The sequence below is a fragment of the Streptomyces laculatispora genome, assembly GCF_017353455.1.
GTDB classification, from domain to species: domain Bacteria; phylum Actinomycetota; class Actinomycetes; order Streptomycetales; family Streptomycetaceae; genus Streptomyces; species Streptomyces laculatispora.
On the sequence record NZ_JAFMPZ010000477.1, the window covers coordinates 1 to 18,686 of the forward strand.

Genomic DNA, 18,686 nt, shown 5'->3' on the forward strand with positions numbered 1-18,686 from the left:
CACCCCACCGATCTGCTGCCCCGCGCCCCCCGCGGCTTCCAGGGCCGGGCGGCCGAGCTGGCCGCGCTCTCCCGGGCAGCGGCCGGCGAGGCGCCCGTCTGCCTGCTCACCGGACCGGCCGGGGTGGGTAAGACCGCGCTGGCCCTGCACTGGGCCCGCCGCGCCCCCGCCGCGTTCCCGGACGGGCGGCTCTTCGCCGATCTGCGCGGGTTCGGCAACTCGGGGGAACCGACGCCGCTGGAGGTCCTGCGCGAGTTCCTGCTCGCGCTCGGCGTCGCGCCCCGCCGGGTCCCGGAGTCCGCCCAGGCCGCCGCCGCGCTCTTCCGCTCGCTGACCGACCGGCGCAGCCTGCTCGTCGTCCTCGACAACGCCCGCGACTCGGCCCAGGTCAGGCCGCTGCTGCCGGGCGGCACCGCCTGCGTCACGCTGGTCACCAGCAGGCACCGGCTGGACGGCCTCATCGCCTCGGACGCCGCCCGTCCGGTACCGCTGGACGTGCTGGAGCCACCGGACGGCACCGCCCTGCTGGCCGGGGTGCTCGGCGAGGAGCGGGTGCTCGCCGAACCGGTGGCGGCCCGTCGGCTGGCCGAGCTGTGCGGCGGACTGCCGCTCGCCCTGCGGGTCACGGCGGCCCGGCTGGCGGGCCGCCCGCACCGGACGCTCGCCGGGACGGCCGACGAACTGGCCGACGAGCGCAGCCGACTGACGTATCTCGACGTGGAGGACACCGGGGTCTCCGCCGCGCTGCGGCTGACCGTGCAGCAACTGCCGCCGGACGCCGTCCACCACTTCGCCCGGCTCGGCCACCACCCCGGCAGCCACTTCGACCCGTACACCGCCGCCGCGCTCGCCGGCAGCGACCCGGTCGTCGCCGCGGCGGCGCTGGAGCGGCTCGCCGCCGCCCACCTCGTCAGCGAGACGGGTCCCGGGCGCTGGGTGCTGCACGATCTGGTGCGCCTCTACGCCCGCGGCCTCGATCCCGCGTCCGGGCCCGACGCCCTCGTCGGTGTGCTCGACCACTGCATCGCGACCGCGCTCGCCGCCGCCGACACGGCCGAACCGGGCGGCGAGCCCTGCTTCGTCCTGCCGGAGGACTACCGCCGGCCGACCGCCGTACGGGATTTCGCCGACCGGGCCGAGGCGATGAACTGGCTGGCCACCGAGCGCGAGGACCTGTCCCTGGCGGCCGCCGCCGCCCGCGGTGCCGGTCTCGACGACCGCGCCTGGCGGATCATCCTGCTCCAGTGGCCGTATGTGGTGTGGCGGGTCCGGGACGGCTGGGTCCCGATGCTGGAACTGGCGCTGGAGGCGGCGGTCGCACGGAGCGACCCGTACGCCGAGTCCCGGGTGCGCAATCTGCTGGGCTGGGTGCTGTCGGAGGAGGGCAGGACCGCGGAGGCCGAGGCGTTGCTGGAGCCCTCGCCCGGTCTGGCCCGGCGCGCAGGTGACCGGCTCGGCGAGGCGACGGCCCTGATCAACCTGGCGATCGTCCAGGCCGAACGGGGCGGTCTCGACGAGGCGTTGGAGGGCTGCGGGCACGCCGTCGCGCTGGCCGGGAAGGAACGCGACGCGCACACCGAGATGCTCGCCCTCCAGCACCTCTCCCGGATGCAGCTCGCGGCCGGCCGCCCGCAGGACGCCCTGGACTCCGCCCGGACCGCGTTCGATCTGGGCCCCGAGCAGGAGGAGGCCGCCCGCCGCGTACTCCTGCTGACCGTCAGCGGCGAGGCGCACCTGGCCCTCGGCACGAAGCGCGAGGGCATCCGGCTGCTGGACCTTGCGGCCGCGGAGGCGGAGCGCGACGGGTACGACGAGGGCGCGGTGCGGTCGCTGGAGGCACTGCTGCGGGTGACCTCGGGGACGGAGTACGTACGGCGGTACGAACAGGCGGTCCGGCGGCTCACCGACGGCGGTCCCTGACCCGTCCGGCGCCGAGGGCATCGCCGTCGACCCGGCGAAGTACAAGACCGGCTACTGGACCTACGAGCTGCGCAACGGCGCCGACGACTTCTGAGCCGCCCGTCCCCGTCCCCTCCGGACGGCTGTCAGCCCTGCTCGTCCATCCCCGCGAGCACGAGCGGCAGCCGGGGCGTCCCCTCCGCGACCACGCGGACGGGGACGCCCCAGTCCTGTTGGTGGACGTGGCAGGCCGGGTACTCGTTCGCGGGGTCGTCGTCGCAGGACGCGGCCATCGCCGAGACGTGCAGGACGCCCTCGGTCACCCCGTCCGCGAGGACCAGATCGCGGAACAGATCGGTGCCCGCGCCGTCGCCCCCGGCCAGCAGCTCCGGCGGGGTCGAGGAGACCAGCAGCCGGGTCGAGGGCCCGTACCGGGTGTCCAGCTTCTGGCCTGCGGGCGCCTGGAAGACGATGTCGAGCCGGAGCGCGCCCGGGGCGATCTCGGTGGCGACGCGCTGGGTGCGGTGCGCGGAATCGGCGACGCGTACCGCCTCCTCGGGCAGCCGCAGCCTGGTCAGCCGGTGCCTGGCGGACTCGACGACCACGAGATCGCCGTCCACCAGCACGGCGTCGCTGGGCTCGCGCAGATCCGTGGCGAGCGTGGTGACCTCACCGCTCGCCGGGTCGTAGCGGCGCAGGGCGTGGTTGTAGGTGTCGCAGACGGCGACGGACCCGTCGGGCAGCGCGGTGACACCCAGCGGGTGCTGGAGCAGAGCCTGATCAGCGGCCCCGTCGCGGTGGCCGAAGTCGAAGAGTCCGGTGCCGACCGCGGTGTGGACGGCTCCCTCCAGATCGACGTAGCGCAGCGCGGACGTCTCCGAGTCGGCGACCCAGAGCCGCTCCGCGGTGGCGGCGAGCCCGGACGGCTGGGCGAACCACGCCTCGTCGCCCGGACCGTCGACCAGGCCCTCGTTCGTGGTGCCGGCCGCGACCCGCACGGTGCCGTTCCCGGGGTCGTACGTCCACAGCTGGTGCACGCCCGCCATGGCGATCCAGAGCCTGCCGTCGAACCAGGCGACGTCCCACGGGGAGGAGAGGTCGATCTCGCGGCCCGCGCCACTGGTAGGCGCCCCCTGCCACCACTGGCGGCCGCTGCCGGCGAGGGTGGTCGTCGTACCGGTCGTGAGGTCGAGCGCGCGGATCGCGTGGTTCACCGTGTCGGCGACGGCGATCCGCCCGTCGGGCAGCACCGCCAGCCCCTGCGGCTCGCTGAACCGGACCTCCTCGGGCCCGCCGTCGGTGAACCCGCGGTCGCCGGTCCCGAAGTGGCGGCGGACGCTCTCGCCGTCCGCGTCCAGCTCGACCAGCCGGTGGCGGGTGGTGTCGGAGACCAGGAACCCGCCGTCGGCCAGCAGCAGCGCCTTCCCGGGGAACCGCAGATGCGTCGCCACCGGCTCGGGCGCCACGTACGGCCCGTCGCCGCGTCGCAGGGTGCCCTTCGCGGCGTGCTCGGCCTCCAGCTCCTCGACGAGCTTCTCGATGGCGTGGGCGTGGCCCTCGCCCGCGTGCTGGGCGACGACATATCCCTCGGGGTCGACGACGACGAGCGTCGGCCAGGCGCGTACGGCGTACTGCTTCCAGGTCGCGAGCTCGGGGTCGTCCAGCACCGGGTGGTGCACCTCGTACCGCTCGACGGCGTCGGCCACGGCCTGGTGCTCCGCCTCATGGACGAACTTCGGCGAGTGCACGCCGATGATCACCACGGTGTCGCGGTGCTTCTCCTCCAGCTCGCGCAGCTCGTCGAGGACATGCAGGCAGTTCACACAGCAGAACGTCCAGAAATCCAAGATCACAATGCGTCCTCGCAGGTCAGCGAGGGCGTACTGCTGGTCGCCTGTATTGAGCCAGCCGCCCTTGCCGATCAGTTCGGGGGCCCTGACGCGCGCACGTGTTGCCATGTGAACAGTCAACATCACCGTGGCGTCCACGCATTCCACAGGTACCTCGGGGAACCTGTGAGCCATGAGACTTCTCGTGCGTGAGCGACTGTTCGGCATCGGCGACGACTACTGGATCGAGGACGCGGACGGCCGCAAGGTCTTCCTCGTCGACGGCAAGGCGATGCGGGTGCGTGACACCTTCGAGCTGAAGGACGCACAGGGCCGGATCGTCGCCGAGATCCGGCAGAAACTGATCAGCCTGCGCGACACGATGCTCATCGAGCGCGACGGCGAGCAGCTGGCCAAGGTCAAGCGGAAGCGGCTGTCGCTGCTGCGCAACCACTACCGGGTCACCCTGGTGGACGGCACCGAGCTCGACGTCAGCGGCAAGATCCTGGACCGCGAGTTCGCGGTGGAGTACGACGGGGAGCTGCTGGCCCAGATCTCGCGCCGCTGGCTGACCGTCCGGGACACGTACGGGATCGATGTCGTGCGGGAGGACGCCGACACGGCGCTGCTGATCGCGGTGGCGGTGTGCGTCATCGTGCTCGCGGAGAAGGAGCACGAGGACTGAGCGGCGGCGGTGCCTGTTTCACGTGAAACAGGCACCGCGGAAGAACCCACGGTTGTACGCGACTGTCCGGTGGTACGTGACTGTCCAAGGACAGCCGTCGGCACTATCCGAGGACGGCAGGCGGCGCGAGCCCCAGCCGGCGGTCCTTGAGGGCCGGGAACTGCTCCCGGGTGGCGGCGACCCGGGAAGGATCGAACTCCACGCTCAGCACCTCCTCGCCCGCGCCCGCCTGCGCGAGCACCTCGCCCCAGGGGTCGACGACGATGCTGTGCCCGGCCTGCGGGACTCCGGCGTGGGTACCGGCGCATCCGACGGCCAGCACATACGCCTGGTTCTCCACCGCCCGCGCCTGGGCGAGCAGCGTCCAGTGGGCACGGCGGCGCTCGGGCCAGCCCGCCGCGACAACCAGGGTCTCGGCGCCCGCGTCGACCAGCCCGCGGAACATCTCCGGGAAGCGCAGGTCGTAGCAGGTGGCGAGCCCGATCGTGGTCTGCGGCAGGGCGACGGTGACCAGCTCGTCACCGGCGCCCATCATGACCGCCTCGCCCTTGTCGAAGCCGAAGCGGTGGATCTTGCGGTACGCGGCGGCCCGTTCGCCCTCGGGGGTGAAGACGAGCGTGGTGTTGTAGAGGGTGCCGTCGTCGGCCCGCTCGACGAAGGAGCCGGCGTACAGCCAGACCCCGGCATCGGCGGCGGCCTTGGCCATCACCTCGTGCGTGGGACCGAGCAGCGGTTCGGCCTCGGCCTCGAACTCCTCGTAGGCGAAGGCTCCGACCGGCCAGAGCTCGGGCAGGACCACCAGATCCGCGCCCCGTTGGGTCGCGATCAGCGAAGCCACGCGCCCCCTACGGGCCTTGACGGATTCGTCCGGGTCTACTGCGATCTGGATGAGAGAGGCGCGCACACTACCACCGTCCTGGCATATGAGCCGTCAACACGGGCCTACGATCGTCACACGAAAGCACTGCCGGGGTGCCTGCTCGCAGCGTAACTTGGACCGACCGAACCTCACTGCAGCTCGCAGCCCGCCGTCCGCGCCCAGTTCTCCAGCCCATGCACCGCAGAACCGCACGAGGGGTCCCGTGACCGTCCATCCCAGCCTCCAGACCTACGCCGACGCCTGGACCCACTCCATCGAGTCGATAGCCGAGCTGGTGAGCCCGCTCACCGAGGGGGAGTGGAACGGCCGTACTCCATGTCCCAACTGGTCGGTGCGCGACATCGTGTCGCACATCATCGGCATGGAATGCGAGCAGCTCGGCGATCCGCGCCCCATCCACACACTGCCGCGCGATCTCTACCACGTGCAGAACGACTTCGCCCGCTACATGGAGATGCAGGTCGATGTGCGGCGCCACCACACCGCACCGGAGATGACCTCCGAGCTGGAGTACACCATCATCCGCCGGGCCCGTCAGCTGCGCAACGAGACGCGTGCCCCGGAGACCATGACGCGCGCGCCGCTCGGCGCCGAGCAGACCCTCGAACTGGCGCTGCGGATGCGCGCCTTCGACGTATGGGTGCACGAGCAGGACCTGCGTACGACGCTGGGGAAGCCCGGCAATCTGGACTCCCCCGGTGCCACGATCGTCCGGGACACGCTGCTGGCCGCACTGCCGAAGGTGGTCGCCAAGGACGCGGGCGCACCGCCCAACTCGGCGGTCGTGCTGGATGTCCACGGGCCGGTGGAGTTCCTGCGCACCGTCCGGGTCGACGCGGAGGGCCGCGGTTCGGTGGACGGCGCACCGTCGCTGGGCCCCGCGGTGACGCTGGCGATGGACTGGGAGACGTACGTGCGGCTGGCCTGCGGCCGGGTGCGGGCGAGCTCGGTCGCGGACGACATCAAGGCCGAGGGCGACCAGGACCTGGCCGCCGCCATCCTGCAGAACTTCGCCGTCACCCCGTAGTCACGGCAACCGGCGCCCCTTCACGGCAACCGGCGACGCCCGCCCCGCAGGGGGACGGGCGCGCCGCCGCGTCCACGTCCCCTACGCGGGTACGTGTACGGCCTCCACCCGGCTGATCACATGGTGCTCGCGCTCCCGGTGCGCGGCCCTGGCCCGCAGCCGCAGGATCTGCACGACCCCGAGCGCCTCCAGGACGAAGACCGAGGCGAACGCGATGCGGTAGTTGTCGCCGGTCGCGTCCAGCAGCACGCCGACGGCGAACAGTGTGGTCATCGACGCGACGAAGCCGCCCATGTTGACGATCCCCGAAGCGGTGCCCTGGCGCTCCGGCGGGTTGGCCGGGCGGGCGAAGTCGAAGCCGATCATCGACGCGGGCCCACAGGCGCCGAGCACCACGCACAGCGTGACCAGCAGCCACATCGGCGCATGGTCCCCGGGGTACAGGATGGCCGACGCCCACAGCAGCGCCGTCATCGCGACCGTGCCCAGCGCGAGCGGGACACGGGCCGCGTGGTGGCGGGCGATGATCTGCCCGTAGACGAGGCCGACGGCCATGTTGGAGAGCACCACCAGGGTGAGCAGCTCCCCCGCGGTCCCCCGGCTCAGCCCCTGCGCCTCGACCAGGAACGGCATCCCCCACAGCAGCAGGAACACCATGGCCGGGAACTGCGTGGTGAAGTGCACCCACATCCCGAGCCGGGTGCCCGGTTCCCGCCAGGCGGCGGCGATCTGCTTGCGCACGTACGTCCCGCCGGCGTGCTCGGCGGGCGGCGGCGCGTGCCCCTCGGGGTGGTCCTTCAGGAAGAGCAGCAGCAGGACCAGCACCACGACCCCGGCCAGCGAGCTGCCGACGAAGGTGGTGGTCCAGCCCAGGCCGTGCAGGGAGCGGGCGATCACCAGCGTCGAGACGAGGTTGCCCGCCATCCCGAAGAGGGCGGCGACCTGCCCGATCATCGGGCCGCGCCTGGCCGGGAACCAGCGCGCCCCCAGCCGCAGCACGCTGATGAACGTCATCGCGTCGCCGCAGCCCAGCAGGGCGCGGGAGGCCAGCGCGGCACCGTACGAGGGGGAGAGCGCGAAGCCGAGCTGCCCGAGGGTGAACAGGACGGCGCCGATGGTGAGCACCTTCTTGGTGCCCAGCCGGTCCACCATCAGGCCGACGGGTATCTGCATGCCCGCGTAGACCAGCAGCTGAAGGATGGAGAAGGTGGAGAGCGCCGAGGCGCTGACGTCGAACCGGTCGGCGGCGTCGAGCCCGGCGACGCCCAGGCTGGTGCGGAAGATGATGGCGACGAAGTAGACGGCGACCCCGACGCCCCAGACCATGGCGGCCCGCCGGCCGCCGGGCGGATCGCCGGGCAGGGACAGCGTGGGGGCGGCGGCGGAACTCACCGGTCCTCACCCCTGACCAGCACCTTGACCCGGCTCACATGACGGCGCACGACGTGCGCGGCACCGTCCGCGTCACCGGCCCTGATCGCCTCCAGCAGCTCGCCGTGCTCGGCGATGTTGGCGGCGATCCTGCCGGGGTGGGCCTCCATGACGGCGACGCCCATCCGCAGCTGGCGGTCGCGCAGCTGGTCGTAGAGGCGGGACAGGATCTCGTTGCCGGCGTGCCGGACGATCTCGGCGTGGAAGCAGCGGTCCTTGACCGAGACGGCGGCCAGGTCCCCCGCCTCCGACATCTGCCGCTGTTCCTCAAGCAGCTCCTCCAGCCGGGCGATCAGCTTCGCCGACGCGGGCACGGCCCGGCGCACGGCGAACTCCTCGACGAGCAGCCGGGTCTCCACGACGTCCGCGATCTCCTGTGCGGAGACGGCGAGCACCAGGGCGCCCTTCTTCGGATAGAGCTTGATCAGCCCCTCCACCTCCAGCCGCAGCAGCGCCTCGCGCACGGGCGTGCGGGAGACCCCCACAGCGTCCGCGAGATCACCCTCGGTGAGGAGCGTCCCGCCCTCGTACCGGCGGTCCAGGACCGCTTCCTTGATATGGGTGTAGACCCGCTCGGCGGCGGGGGGCCGCTTCACGGGCGGACGGACGGGGGACGAGGCTGGGGCAGGCATGCGCACAGCATAGATACAACATGCATGCGGGCATCGTCGCGTCCGGATCGTGGACCGCGCCGGGGCGCACCACCCGCGCCATCCGAGCCACCGCCGGCGCCGGGCGCCGGGCGCCGGGGCCATCAGACGGGGAGATTCACCCTCAACTCCCTACAACCATGCATCCACCTCATACGTCTCACAACTCGCGGCACCCTCATGTGACCGCATTCCAGGGGCATTTGGAGCGTTTGACTTGAATATCAAGATTCAGGGCATAAGCCGTGTATCGGCCACCGCCACGGTCGCCCTCACCGCGGGTGCCGTCATCGCGGGAGGCGCGTTCGCCTCCCAGGCTCAGGCCGCCGCACCGAAGCCGCCCACGATCGTCGCCAAGGGCGGCTTCGTGATGAACGACGGCACCGGGAAGACCCTCTTCACCAAGGCCGCGGACACCCGCCGTTCCACCGGCTCCACGACCAAGATCATGACCGCCCGGGTGGTGCTGGCCCAGAAGGGCCTCAACCTGGATTCCAAGGTCACGATCCAGAAGGCGTACAGCGACTACATCGTCTCCAAGGGCGCGTCCTCGGCCCGCCTCATCGTGGGCGACAAGGTCACGGTCCGCCAGCTGATGTACGGGCTGATGCTGCCGTCCGGCTGCGACGCCGCGTACGCCCTGGCCGACAAGTTCGGCTCCGGCTCCACGCGCGCGGCCCGGGTGAAGTCGTTCATCGGCAAGATGAACAGCACCGCGAAGACGCTCGGGCTGAAGAACACCCACTTCGACTCGTTCGACGGCATAGGGAACGGGTCCAACTACTCGACCCCGCGCGATCTGACGAAGCTCGCGAGCAGCGCGATGAAGTACTCCACCTTCCGCAGCGTCGTCAAGACCAAGTCGACGAAGCAGAAGGTCACGACGAAGAGCGGCGGCTACCGCTACATGTCGTGGACCAACACCAACAAGCTGCTGGGCACCTACAGCGGCGCGATCGGCGTCAAGACCGGCTCCGGCCCGGCGGCCAAGTACTGCCTGGTCTTCGCCGCGACCCGCAGCGGCAAGACGGTCATCGGTACGGTCCTGACGGCCACGTCCGAGTCCACCCGGACCGCGGACGCGAAGAAGCTCATGGACTACGGCTTCAAGAAGTAGCCCGCTCGGCCGGCTTCAGGAAGCAGTACCGCCCGACGGCGGCCGACGAGGGGCCCGGCGCACATCACCACGTGCGCCGGGCCCCTCGGCGTCCGGGGCGCCGGTCGCGGACGCCGCGTACGACCCCGACTGTCAGAGGCGCCCCGTACGGTCGTCCCATGGCAGCCAAAATCGATCTGACGCTTGATTGTGCGGACGCACAAGTCCTCGCGGTCTTCTGGAAGACGGCCCTCGGCTATATCGACAAGCCGCCGCCGCCCCCCTTCACCACACGCGAGGAGTGGTTCGCCTCCTTCGACCTGCCGGAGGACGACCATGTCGACGACTCAGCGTGGCTCTGCGACCCCGACGGCGCCGGCCCCGGCCTGTCCATCCTCAAGGTCCCCGAGCCCAAGACGGCGAAGAACCGGCTCCACATGGACGTCCGAGTGCCGGGGCACGGCACTCCCGACGAGCGATGGGCACGGATCAAGGCGGAGTCCGAACGCCTGGTGCAGGCGGGCGGCGCCGCCCTGGAAGTGTTCGACGGGCACCACATTCTGATGGCCGACCCGGAGGGCAACGAGTTCTGCGTCGCGGCCGCCTCTGCGTGACGGACCGGCACGAGCTGCCCGGTCCCGCTGCGGACACACGCCTCGTGCGTGTGTCACGAGGCGCGCGGCAGCCCGAGCCAGTCCTGCCACGTGATGTCCCGGCCCAGGTAACGGGGCTGTAGGAACGGCCAGTCGGCGGCGATCCACTGCGGCACGAGCGCGTCGAGCGCGCGTTCCGCCTCGCCACCGACGAGGCCGTCCACCACCCACCAGGAGACCTCGCCGTCGGAGCCGGTGCGCTCGGGCGGGTCGATGTAGACACAGCCGAGGACCGCAGTCTCCTCCGCGTCCAGCAGCGCGTAGTTGAACGACTTGTGCGCGGCGATCTCCTGCTCGTGCCGCAACAGGTCGAGCCGGTCCTCCTCCTCGGTCATCGCCTCCGGGGGCCAGGCCCAGGCCGGGCCGAAGATCTCCCACAAGCGCTCCCGGGAGCCCATCACGGCGGGGTAGTCCAGCGGGGTGTCCGCCTCCCGGATCGGCCGCAGATGAAGCACGGTGCCGGGCACGGGTACGTGGACGGGGTGGACGAAGTCGTCGGGCAGCCAGCTCATAAGTGCCGACGCTACCGCCATCGGACGCGGAACGATCCGTTCAGCCAACCACCTTGTTGCTCGCCGGGCACACCGGCGCGGCGGTGGCGGCTCGGCTCGGCGTCAGCCTGCGGACCGTACAGCGCCGGGTGCGGCATCTGATGGATCAGGCGGGCACCGTCTCGTGGATCTCGCGCGGCTGGTACCCACGCGACCGTGACCGGCTCCGAGTCGCCTCAGGCCGGCCACGGTCGCGGTCGGTACGCAAGGGCTAGTCGGAGATCTGATCCGGTATGTGCAGCAGGACAGTGCTCGACGAGGACCCGGCGGGCCCGCCTTCGCCGTAGACCATCAGATCGTGGTTCTCGTTGATGCCGAAGCTGTAGGTCGGCAGGAACCAGCCGTCCCCGGGGATCATCGCCGACAGATCCCAGAGCCGGCCCTGCGGATCCCACATCGCCGACACCTCGAAGTCGGGCTGCAGTTCCACGGTGCCGAGGATCCAGCCGTCGGTGGTGATCTTCTCCGCCTTGGCGTTGAACCCGTAGTCCGGCAAGCGCTTCATTCCGGCTTTCGGCGTCCAGACGAACGCGTCGTCCCCGCTGGCGCCGACCACCGAGCCGGTCGCGTTGACGCCCAGGGCAACCGAGTCGGACTGCCCGGGAAGGGTGCCGAGATCGGTGATCTTCCCGGTTGAGGTCTTCCAGGTGACGGCTCGCGACTGCCCCTCAGCGGTGAGCGACGACCCGACCGCCGTGCCTTGGGCGTTGATCGCTCTCGGCTGGGTTTCCGTGGTGTTGTCCGACAGGTGGGCCAGCTTCGCGTAACCGCCGCTTCTGGTCCAGCTGAACGGGTCCACGTAGGTGTGTCCCTGATTGTTCTCCCGGTACTGAAGGTTCGCGAACCCGACGACGGTCCCGTTGTCGCTGACGCCGGTGGCGTACCCGCTGTTGTAGGCCTTTTCCCGCCAGTCCGGCAGCCCGAGATCCGTCACACTCCCGTCAGCCGCCCACGCGGCCGGCCGGGTGCTTCCCCCCGCACTGTAATAGAGCATTCCGGCCGATTCCTGGTGCTCATTCATGTCCAGTGCCGAGCCGCTCACCGCCTTCCCCATGGCCAGGTCGGTGAACCCGCTCTCCTTGGTCCAGGTTGTCGGCGTCGTTCGGGAGTTGAGCTGCCGATCACCCACGACGACGCCACTGTTGGTGAGTTTGGCGCCGACGAAGGGCTTTTCCCATTTCAGCGCATCCAGCTTCGGCGCGACAACGCTGTTGATGCTGACCTTCGCCGCGCCGACGACGGTGCCTTCCGTGTTGGCCACCCGGACCCGGCCGATCACCGGCTCGCTCGTCCGGGTGATCGCGCTCAGGTCGATGTCGGCGGCCACCGGCATCGACTGTCCCGGCTTGAGCTGCATCGCCTTGTCGGACCGTGCCGTGATGGTCCCGATGCCGCGGGAGAACATCTCCTCGTGATAGTCGAAGGTCACCGGGCCGGACGGGACGTCGGCGCCGGTCACCACCACGTAGTAGGTGCCAGGTGCCGGATCGTCCATGACGATGTGCTCCGCGCCCGGGCCGATGTCCATGCTGGTGGCTGCGATGCCGCGGGCTCCGACGATGTACATGTCGAGATCGGCATCGTCGGCGCGTGGGGTCAGCGTCACGTCCAGTCGCGTCGACTGCCGCGGCACGTCGACCCGGTTGGACGTGAGCTGTCCGTTGTCGACGGTGGAGAACAGGTTCCGGACAAACCCGAGCTCACCGTCGGTGGCCTTGAGCTTCGCCGTGCCCCAGGTGTTCGTCCCGGTGAACTCGACCGCCGCCTTCTGGTGCACGGTGGCCGACGGCAACGTCGTCACGTCCGGCGCGAACGACATGCCCTGCAACGAAACCGATGCGGTGAAAGGGTTCTTGGCGGTCGTGGACGTCCGTCGGGCTTCCACGACGAACTCCCAGATGCCCACCTTGGGCCGCTGCACGGCCCTGGATCGCGGATCGCATCCGGACGGATCGTCGTATCCGGTGTAGCAGTGATTGCTGGCGTTGGAGTCCGCCGGCATCCCGTCGGGACCGATGGGCAGGACTCGTAGCTGGCTGCCCTTGGCCAGTCCTCCAAGGTTCAGCTGCAGGGCTTCGACGCCCTCCGGCACCGCAACCAGGAACGAGGTCGCCTGGGCGCGGTCAAGGGTTCCGGTCCTGCTGACCTGATAGGCCGGGCCGCGCAACTGGTCCGCCGCCAGCACGGTAACCGCTACGAACCGGTCGATGCCGGCCGTCGCCGGATCGTCGATCGTCATGATCGCGCTGTGCACACCGGTGGTCGCCGGAGTGGCGGTCACCGACACGGTGTTCGAGGTGCCGCGCGGCGTCGAGAGGGTCTTCGGTGCCCGGAACGTGCCGTCATTGCCGATCCAGCCGATCCGGCTGCCGGTGTTCCCGGCCTTCCCGTCGGTCCTGGTCACCTTCACCGGGTAGGTCTTGCTGGTCGCGACCGGCTGCCCACCCTTCCAGGGCAGGCACCGGTTGTAGATCCCGGCGCCGGTGTCCGGGGTGGCCAGATTGCCCGACAACGCCGTGCACACCGGGGCGGAGACGTCATAGTTGTCGACCTTCACGCCCTTCGAGAGCTGCTTCCAGGCGGCCGGGATGTCGACCAGTCCGGCGCCCTGGGCGGTGGTCGGCACTCCGTCGATGTGGGTCGCCGTTCCGGTCAGCACCGCGCGCAGCGCCGTGGGACCGGACTCGACGTTCCGGGACTTCGCCGCCGACAGCAGCAGGGCAGCGGCTCCAGCCACCTGAGGTGCCGCCATCGAGGTGCCGTTCGCCATGCCGTAGCCGGCCGGCAGCGGGTAGCCCGCTTCCGGCACGCCCTCGCCTTCCAGCCAGCCGGGGATCGAGGAGACCGCCGATCCGGGGGCACTGACCGCGGGTGCGAGCGCACCGTCCTCGGACGGGCCGTGGGAGGAGAACCCGAACAGTCCCTGCCGTGCCTTGACCGCGGAACCGTAGTTGGCCCACCAGGTTTCCTTGCTCACCGACGCTGCGACAGCCAGCACCGACGAGGAGACCGCCGGAGCGCCGACGGTGTTGGTGCCCGCGCCCTCGTTACCGGCCGCCACCACGATCTGCACGCCGTAGCGGCTGGTCAGCGTGTTGTACAGCTGGGAGATCACATCGGATCCGTCATTGAGCGCCGGCAGTCCGCCGATCGACAGGTTGACCACATCGACGCCGCGATTGACGACCAGGTCGATCATGCCTTCGGTGAGCGCCGCCTCCGTACAACCGCCGCCCCAGGTGCAGGCCCGGGACGAGACGATCTGCGCGCCCGGAGCCACCCCGTGCATCGCGCCGCCGAGCAACGACGTGCCCGCGGTGATTCCCGCGACATGCGTGGCGTGCGACCCCGACGGCAACCCGATGTTCACGTAGTTCGCCACCTTGCCGACGTTGCTGCCGCCCAGCGGCGACAGGTCGACGTTGTCCCGGTAGTCCACGACGTACGGAATCCGCTCGGTGACAGCGGTTTGCGGATCTTCGGTGCCGAAGTGGCCGATCTGCCGCTGCCGGCCGTACGGCAGCATCGCCGGCGCATCGGTGAAGTCGTGGTCGCCGTCGGAATCCACCCATACGCGGTGGGTCTGCGGGTCGTACAGCGCGCCGAACCTGTCGCTGGTGGTGCCGTTGTTGTTGAGATCGCCACCGAAATCGCTCTGGGTGGTTGTCATCTCGTAGAACAGGCCGAGCTGGAACGAACCCTCCGGCGCCGTCCAGTCGGCCCCGGCGTAGGTGAACCGGGGACCGGTCACCTCCTTGCTCATCTTCACCCAGGTTCCGTCGCCGTCCGTCACCGGATCGGTGGCCGTCACCCAGTCGACCACCTTCGGCCGCCCGTCGCTGGTCTTCTGCAGGGCCGGATGATCGAGGTCGACGCCGGTGTCGAGCACACCGACGGTGATCCCGCGCCCGTCCCACTTCTGATGCTCCGCAACGAAGTCGACGGCACCGATGTCGTTGACCGGCATATACGGATTGTCGGCCGGCGTGGTCGCGTTCGGCGCCGCCGGATGAGCAGCCCTCGCCTCGGCTCCGGCCGGGCTGACGGCGTTGCCCAGCCCCGGGCTCGGCACACGGAACGTCTTGTCCAGATCGACGGCCTTCACGACCGGGAGCGCGGCCAGGCTCTGGACCTTGCCCGTCGGGACAGTGGCCCGCACATAGCCGATCTCGGGCAGGACCTTGCCTACGGTGCCGCCGGCCTTGGCGACGGCCGCCGTCACCTCCTTGGTGTCGCCTGACGTGGCGAGCAGCATCACCGGGACGGTCTTGGTCTTGGTGGCCTGCGCCTGCTGCAGCACCTGGGTGTCGTGGGCGCCGAGCTTCTCCGAACTTCTGCCGGCCGGCGCCGTGGCGTCCAGCGGCTGGAACCCCTTGTCGTCCGTGGGCGGCTGATACGGATCGTCGGCCGCCGGCGACGGATCCGTAACGGGCGCCCGCGGGCCGCCCGCCCCCGGGCCGTCCGTCGCTGCCGCGGCGTTGGGCGGCTGGCCGATGATCAGGACCGCAGCGGCCAATACCGCTGCGCCGATCGTAGTGAGTGGTTTGGGTCGCTTACGTCTCACGCTGCTCCCTCTGGTGACGTGTCCCGGCTCGGTCGCGAGCCCGTCCCGGAATCTCGCAGCGGAACCAGCGCGCAGCAATGGGCCGGGTCCGGCGGATGTGTGACATGGCGGCATCCCGCCTGCGTCACCGCATCTGTTGTCGGCACCACAGCGGCACAGCAGGGCAACGAGTTTCAGTCACTGGGGAGTTGATCGGTGGCTTGGACGCGCTGGCGGCGAAGGTGCCGGGTATGCATCGGACCCGGCCCCGGCATCCCGCGTACCCGGAGCGGCCGGGTCGGCCCACGGGCCGCCCACCGGGCCGAAGGGCGTGGCGGGGGGGCGGGGTCTAGCGCCGCAGCGCCGCGAGCGCCGCGTCGAAGGCCGAGTCGCGGTTCTTCGCGAACTCCTCGTCGGTGAAGACTGGTGTGCGGATGTGGGGCGGGATGCCCGCGCCGTCGAAGGTCTGCCCCGAGCGGGTCAGGAACTCCTCGTTCGGCAGCCAGACCGCCATGCCGTTGGGCAGCACGCGGTCCAGGGTGTCCGAGAAGACGCCCTGGGTGGGCTCCCCGATCCGGATGGTCCCGCCGGGCCGGTCGATGAGCGCCTGCGTGAAGGTCTCGCCCGCGCTGAACGTCGTCCCGGCCGTCAGCACCGCGACCGGACCGCCGTAGCGGGGCGTGCCCTCCGTGGGCCGTACGGGGACGGCCTGCGGCCGGGTGTACCGCGTGCGCTTCCGGTAGGCGGTGTACGGGGTGTCCGTCAGGCGCTCCGCGATGTGCACGCCGAGCGCGTCGGAGCCGCCGCCGTTGATCCGGACGTCGATGACGAGCCCGGTGAGCGAAGCCGTGCGCCCGGTGGTGAGGACCGCGTCCAGCGCCTGGTCCAATTCGGCCAGTTGGGCCGCGTACGAGGAGTCCTTCTTGTTGTAGCCGCCGAATCCGGAAATCCGCAGATAGCCCAGCCCGTCCGGCAGATCCGCGTAGCTGATCCGCCCTCCCGCGAACTCCCGCGGCTTCTCGCCCTTGAGGTCGCGCGCCACGATGTGGTTCTTGATCCTGGCGTCCAGCGTGCCACTGGGCATCGCCGTACCCGGGCGCACCCCGGCGAAGTGGCGCTCCCCGTCGAAGACGGCGACATGCGCGTCGTACAGCGGCTTCACCATGTCGCTGAAGAGGGAGAAGAGGACGTCACGGCTCGTGTCCGCGTGCACCTTCGGCCGGTAGGTGTCCCGTACGGCATGCCAGTCGATGCCCTTGGCGGCAAAGAAGGGGTAGTTCTCCTCGAAGGACTGCCAGAAGACGTCGAACGTCGTCACCGGGTCCGTGGCGGTCGGGCGCTCGCACGCCTGCGGCAGCGCCCTGATCCGCTGCAGTTCCCTGCGCCCCGTCGAACCGGACAGCTCCAGCAGCCCGGCGGCCGGCCGCACGGAGAGGATCGTCCCGTCACCGGCGCTGAACGTGCCCCTCCCCGTCTGCTTCGCCGACTCGCCCTTCAGGCAGCTCACCGAGGTCGTCTGATACTCCCGCAACCGTCCGTCCCCGATGCGCAGGACGGTGCCGTAGCCGTTCACCCGCCAGGTGCCGTCCACGGCCGGCGGTTGCGCCGCCGCGGCGGGCACGATCGCCCCGCCAGTGAGTGCCAGTGCCACAAGCGCCGTTGCGGCCTTGGAATTCCTGAGTCGCACAGTCTCCCCATTTCCCCGTACGCGATCCGCGTCAGGGAACCGACGATCGCCGACCGTCGGCCGGGACGACATCCGACGGGCAGGTGTATCGGCGGGGGGATATCCCCTGCACCCTGAGGGCGGACAGCGTCATGCTCCCGACGGAGCGGGGTCCGCGTCCGGGCCCTGGACCTCGAATGCCTGAGCCACCGCGAGGCTGTCCTCGTAGACGTGGTGCCGGGTGACCAGACCGTGTTCGACCGTGAGGTGCAGGGCGAACCGTGCGCGGTAGGCACGTCCGGTGGACCGGGCGGTCTGCCGGATCTCGCCGATCACGACCGCGTCGTCGCCGTCCACGAGGATGCGCTCGATCTCGGTGGCCGCGGACCCGGGCACGTGGTGCTCGGCAAGCTCGCGGAAGTGGGCGGCGGCCTCGGCGCGGGTGGACCGGTGGCGGATCCACGGGGTGGCGGTGCGGCCGTGTTCGGCCTCCGGCCAGTCCAGCTTCCAGTCGACTCGCTCGGCATACACCTCGGCGATGCGCTCGGGGTCACCCTCGCCGATCCGGCGCAGCAACTCCTCAACGGCGGCGCGCGTGGTCGTGGGCGTGACAACTGCCATGGCTGCTCCTCCAGTTCGCGACCCACGCCCTCCGACGTGGACGTCACCATTGTTGCCGGAACGGGCAGCCCAGGGCGATTACCTCACGGGTAAGCGCACACCCCAGCGTTACCGGCTCTCACCCACGCGAACTACGGTGGCAGGGGCCATTGCGTGATCGGTCTGCCCGGGTTCATCCGGGACCCTGGCGCGAGATCCCTGTCGCGCGGCCTCTGATTCGTTCACGCCCTCGGCCCGCAGACGGCCCACTTCGGCCGTGAGTTCTTCCACCCGGCGGGTGAGCGCCTGGACGCACACCAGGAGGACGCCGTTGGCGTCGACCGGGTTGATGGTGGTGTCGTCCTGGTTGAAGCCGAAGGCGGCGTGCCAGTCCTGAGCCATCGGACCGATGTGCCGCACCTCTTCGGGCTCCCAGAGGTAGCGCCAGCTGCTGACGGGCAGCGCGGCCACGGTCTCCAGGACCGCATAGCCGTTGACGGCGCCGGCCGCAGCCACACCGCCGCTCTCCCGCGCCTCAGCCGAAAGCCGAGCCGGGGCACTGCGATCGGGGACCCGGGACCGCCGGCGGAAGACCCGCACCGCTACCGGCTCCAGTCGATCAGGAGCACGTCCCGCTTGAGCTCGCGGTCACTGAAGAGCAGACTTCCGTCGTCTCCCACGGTGATCGCCCCGTGAGCGGAGGCCGGGGTGTGGATGCCGTCCCCGACCAGCACCGCGTTGTAGCCGGTCAGCAGTTCCTGGACCGTGCCGGGGCCGAGATTCTCCGATGCGCTGATCCCGGCGATGCCGTTGTAGTTCGTGTAGGCCGCCCCCAGCAGTCGACCGCCGGTGGTGTAGAACTGCACCTGCGCTCCGCGGATGGGCTGTCCGGTGACAGCGTCGACGGCGGTCGCGGCGAGGTTCTCCAGCTGCATCTGTGTGACGTTCAACGAGCCCTGACTGGCTGACAGGTTGACCGGCTGGAGACTGGGGCACTCCGCCCCGCTGCACGATGGTGCCGACGGGGTCTCCGCCGAAGCGATGGCACCGCTGCCCACGCCCACCGATGCCAACGCCGCGGCCATCACCGCGGCAGCCTTACGACCCAAAGAGGTCATATCTACCCCAAATTGAACTACCCCGCAGGGTCCGAACAGCGCACTGGGCCGGGACGAG

At 70.5% G+C, this 18,686-nt stretch carries 16 protein-coding genes and 1 pseudogene; 7 read left to right on the forward strand and 10 right to left on the reverse strand.

Going from position 1 to position 18,686, the window contains the following annotated elements; translation table 11 throughout:
- Positions 1 to 1,920: tetratricopeptide repeat protein (locus tag J1C73_RS23565; RefSeq protein WP_207318177.1), on the forward strand; the 1,920-nt coding region annotated here is incomplete at its 5' end.
- Positions 1,921 to 1,927: 7 nt separating this feature from the next.
- Positions 1,928 to 2,014, forward strand: a pseudogene (locus J1C73_RS35155) (DUF4232 domain-containing protein); the annotation flags it as partial.
- A 31-nt stretch (positions 2,015 to 2,045) separates the two neighbouring features.
- Here the strand turns inward: J1C73_RS35155 and J1C73_RS23570 are convergent.
- On the reverse strand, positions 2,046 to 3,857 hold the full coding sequence (locus tag J1C73_RS23570) for an NHL domain-containing thioredoxin family protein (protein ID WP_207318178.1): 1,812 nt from the start codon (positions 3,855 to 3,857) through the stop codon (positions 2,046 to 2,048).
- Positions 3,858 to 3,921: 64 nt separating this feature from the next.
- Between J1C73_RS23570 and J1C73_RS23575 the strand changes: the two genes are divergently transcribed.
- Positions 3,922 to 4,413, forward strand: coding sequence for an LURP-one-related/scramblase family protein (locus tag J1C73_RS23575; protein ID WP_207318179.1), 492 nt, complete (start codon positions 3,922 to 3,924; stop codon positions 4,411 to 4,413).
- A gap of 103 nt (positions 4,414 to 4,516) precedes the next feature.
- Here J1C73_RS23575 and J1C73_RS23580 read toward each other — a convergent pair whose 3' ends face one another.
- Positions 4,517 to 5,317: a carbon-nitrogen family hydrolase gene (locus J1C73_RS23580; RefSeq protein WP_207318180.1), complete on the reverse strand. Its 801-nt coding sequence runs from the start codon at positions 5,315 to 5,317 to the stop codon at positions 4,517 to 4,519.
- Between the two features lie 178 nt (positions 5,318 to 5,495).
- Between J1C73_RS23580 and J1C73_RS23585 the strand changes: the two genes are divergently transcribed.
- Positions 5,496 to 6,320, forward strand: a complete 825-nt coding sequence (locus J1C73_RS23585) for a maleylpyruvate isomerase family mycothiol-dependent enzyme (protein ID WP_123460359.1) — start codon at positions 5,496 to 5,498, stop codon at positions 6,318 to 6,320.
- A gap of 81 nt (positions 6,321 to 6,401) precedes the next feature.
- Here J1C73_RS23585 and J1C73_RS23590 read toward each other — a convergent pair whose 3' ends face one another.
- Together J1C73_RS23590 and J1C73_RS23595 are read right to left on the reverse strand one after the other, a co-directional pair.
- A complete protein-coding gene (locus tag J1C73_RS23590; RefSeq protein WP_207318181.1) occupies positions 6,402 to 7,712 on the reverse strand; it encodes an MFS transporter in 1,311 nt (436 codons plus the stop codon).
- Positions 7,709 to 8,383, reverse strand: a complete 675-nt coding sequence (locus tag J1C73_RS23595; protein ID WP_207318182.1) for a GntR family transcriptional regulator — start codon at positions 8,381 to 8,383, stop codon at positions 7,709 to 7,711. The genes J1C73_RS23590 and J1C73_RS23595 overlap by 4 nt, the downstream gene beginning before the upstream one ends.
- 235 nt (positions 8,384 to 8,618) lie before the next feature.
- Between J1C73_RS23595 and J1C73_RS23600 the strand changes: the two genes are divergently transcribed.
- Positions 8,619 to 9,518 (forward strand): D-alanyl-D-alanine carboxypeptidase family protein, encoded by a 900-nt coding sequence (locus tag J1C73_RS23600; RefSeq protein ID WP_123460362.1) that lies wholly within the window; start codon positions 8,619 to 8,621, stop codon positions 9,516 to 9,518.
- A 158-nt stretch (positions 9,519 to 9,676) separates the two neighbouring features.
- Positions 9,677 to 10,111: a VOC family protein gene (locus J1C73_RS23605; protein ID WP_207318183.1), complete on the forward strand. Its 435-nt coding sequence runs from the start codon at positions 9,677 to 9,679 to the stop codon at positions 10,109 to 10,111.
- A gap of 53 nt (positions 10,112 to 10,164) precedes the next feature.
- On the opposite strand, the gene J1C73_RS23610 is transcribed toward J1C73_RS23605, so the two are convergent.
- The gene (locus J1C73_RS23610) at positions 10,165 to 10,662 is read right to left on the reverse strand and encodes a GNAT family N-acetyltransferase (RefSeq protein WP_207318184.1); all 498 of its coding nucleotides are present in this window, start codon (positions 10,660 to 10,662) and stop codon (positions 10,165 to 10,167) included.
- Between the two features lie 2 nt (positions 10,663 to 10,664).
- Here J1C73_RS23610 and J1C73_RS36110 point away from each other — a divergent pair, with 2 nt between their 5' ends.
- A complete protein-coding gene (locus J1C73_RS36110; RefSeq protein ID WP_372446727.1) occupies positions 10,665 to 10,916 on the forward strand; it encodes a helix-turn-helix domain-containing protein in 252 nt (83 codons plus the stop codon).
- On the opposite strand, the gene J1C73_RS23615 is transcribed toward J1C73_RS36110, so the two are convergent.
- From J1C73_RS23615 to J1C73_RS35160, 5 genes are all read right to left on the reverse strand, one after another.
- The gene (locus J1C73_RS23615) at positions 10,913 to 15,217 is read right to left on the reverse strand and encodes a S8 family serine peptidase (protein WP_207318185.1); all 4,305 of its coding nucleotides are present in this window, start codon (positions 15,215 to 15,217) and stop codon (positions 10,913 to 10,915) included. The genes J1C73_RS36110 and J1C73_RS23615 overlap by 4 nt on opposite strands.
- 376 nt (positions 15,218 to 15,593) lie before the next feature.
- Positions 15,594 to 16,895 (reverse strand): S41 family peptidase, encoded by a 1,302-nt coding sequence (locus J1C73_RS23620; protein WP_307797784.1) that lies wholly within the window; start codon positions 16,893 to 16,895, stop codon positions 15,594 to 15,596.
- A 165-nt stretch (positions 16,896 to 17,060) separates the two neighbouring features.
- The gene (locus tag J1C73_RS23625) at positions 17,061 to 17,531 is read right to left on the reverse strand and encodes a nuclear transport factor 2 family protein (RefSeq protein ID WP_207318187.1); all 471 of its coding nucleotides are present in this window, start codon (positions 17,529 to 17,531) and stop codon (positions 17,061 to 17,063) included.
- Positions 17,532 to 17,639: 108 nt separating this feature from the next.
- Positions 17,640 to 18,026: a tail fiber domain-containing protein gene (locus J1C73_RS23630; protein ID WP_242644603.1), complete on the reverse strand. Its 387-nt coding sequence runs from the start codon at positions 18,024 to 18,026 to the stop codon at positions 17,640 to 17,642.
- Between the two features lie 86 nt (positions 18,027 to 18,112).
- Positions 18,113 to 18,445, reverse strand: coding sequence for a hypothetical protein (locus tag J1C73_RS35160; RefSeq protein ID WP_242644604.1), 333 nt, complete (start codon positions 18,443 to 18,445; stop codon positions 18,113 to 18,115).
- Positions 18,446 to 18,686 lie beyond the last annotated feature (241 nt).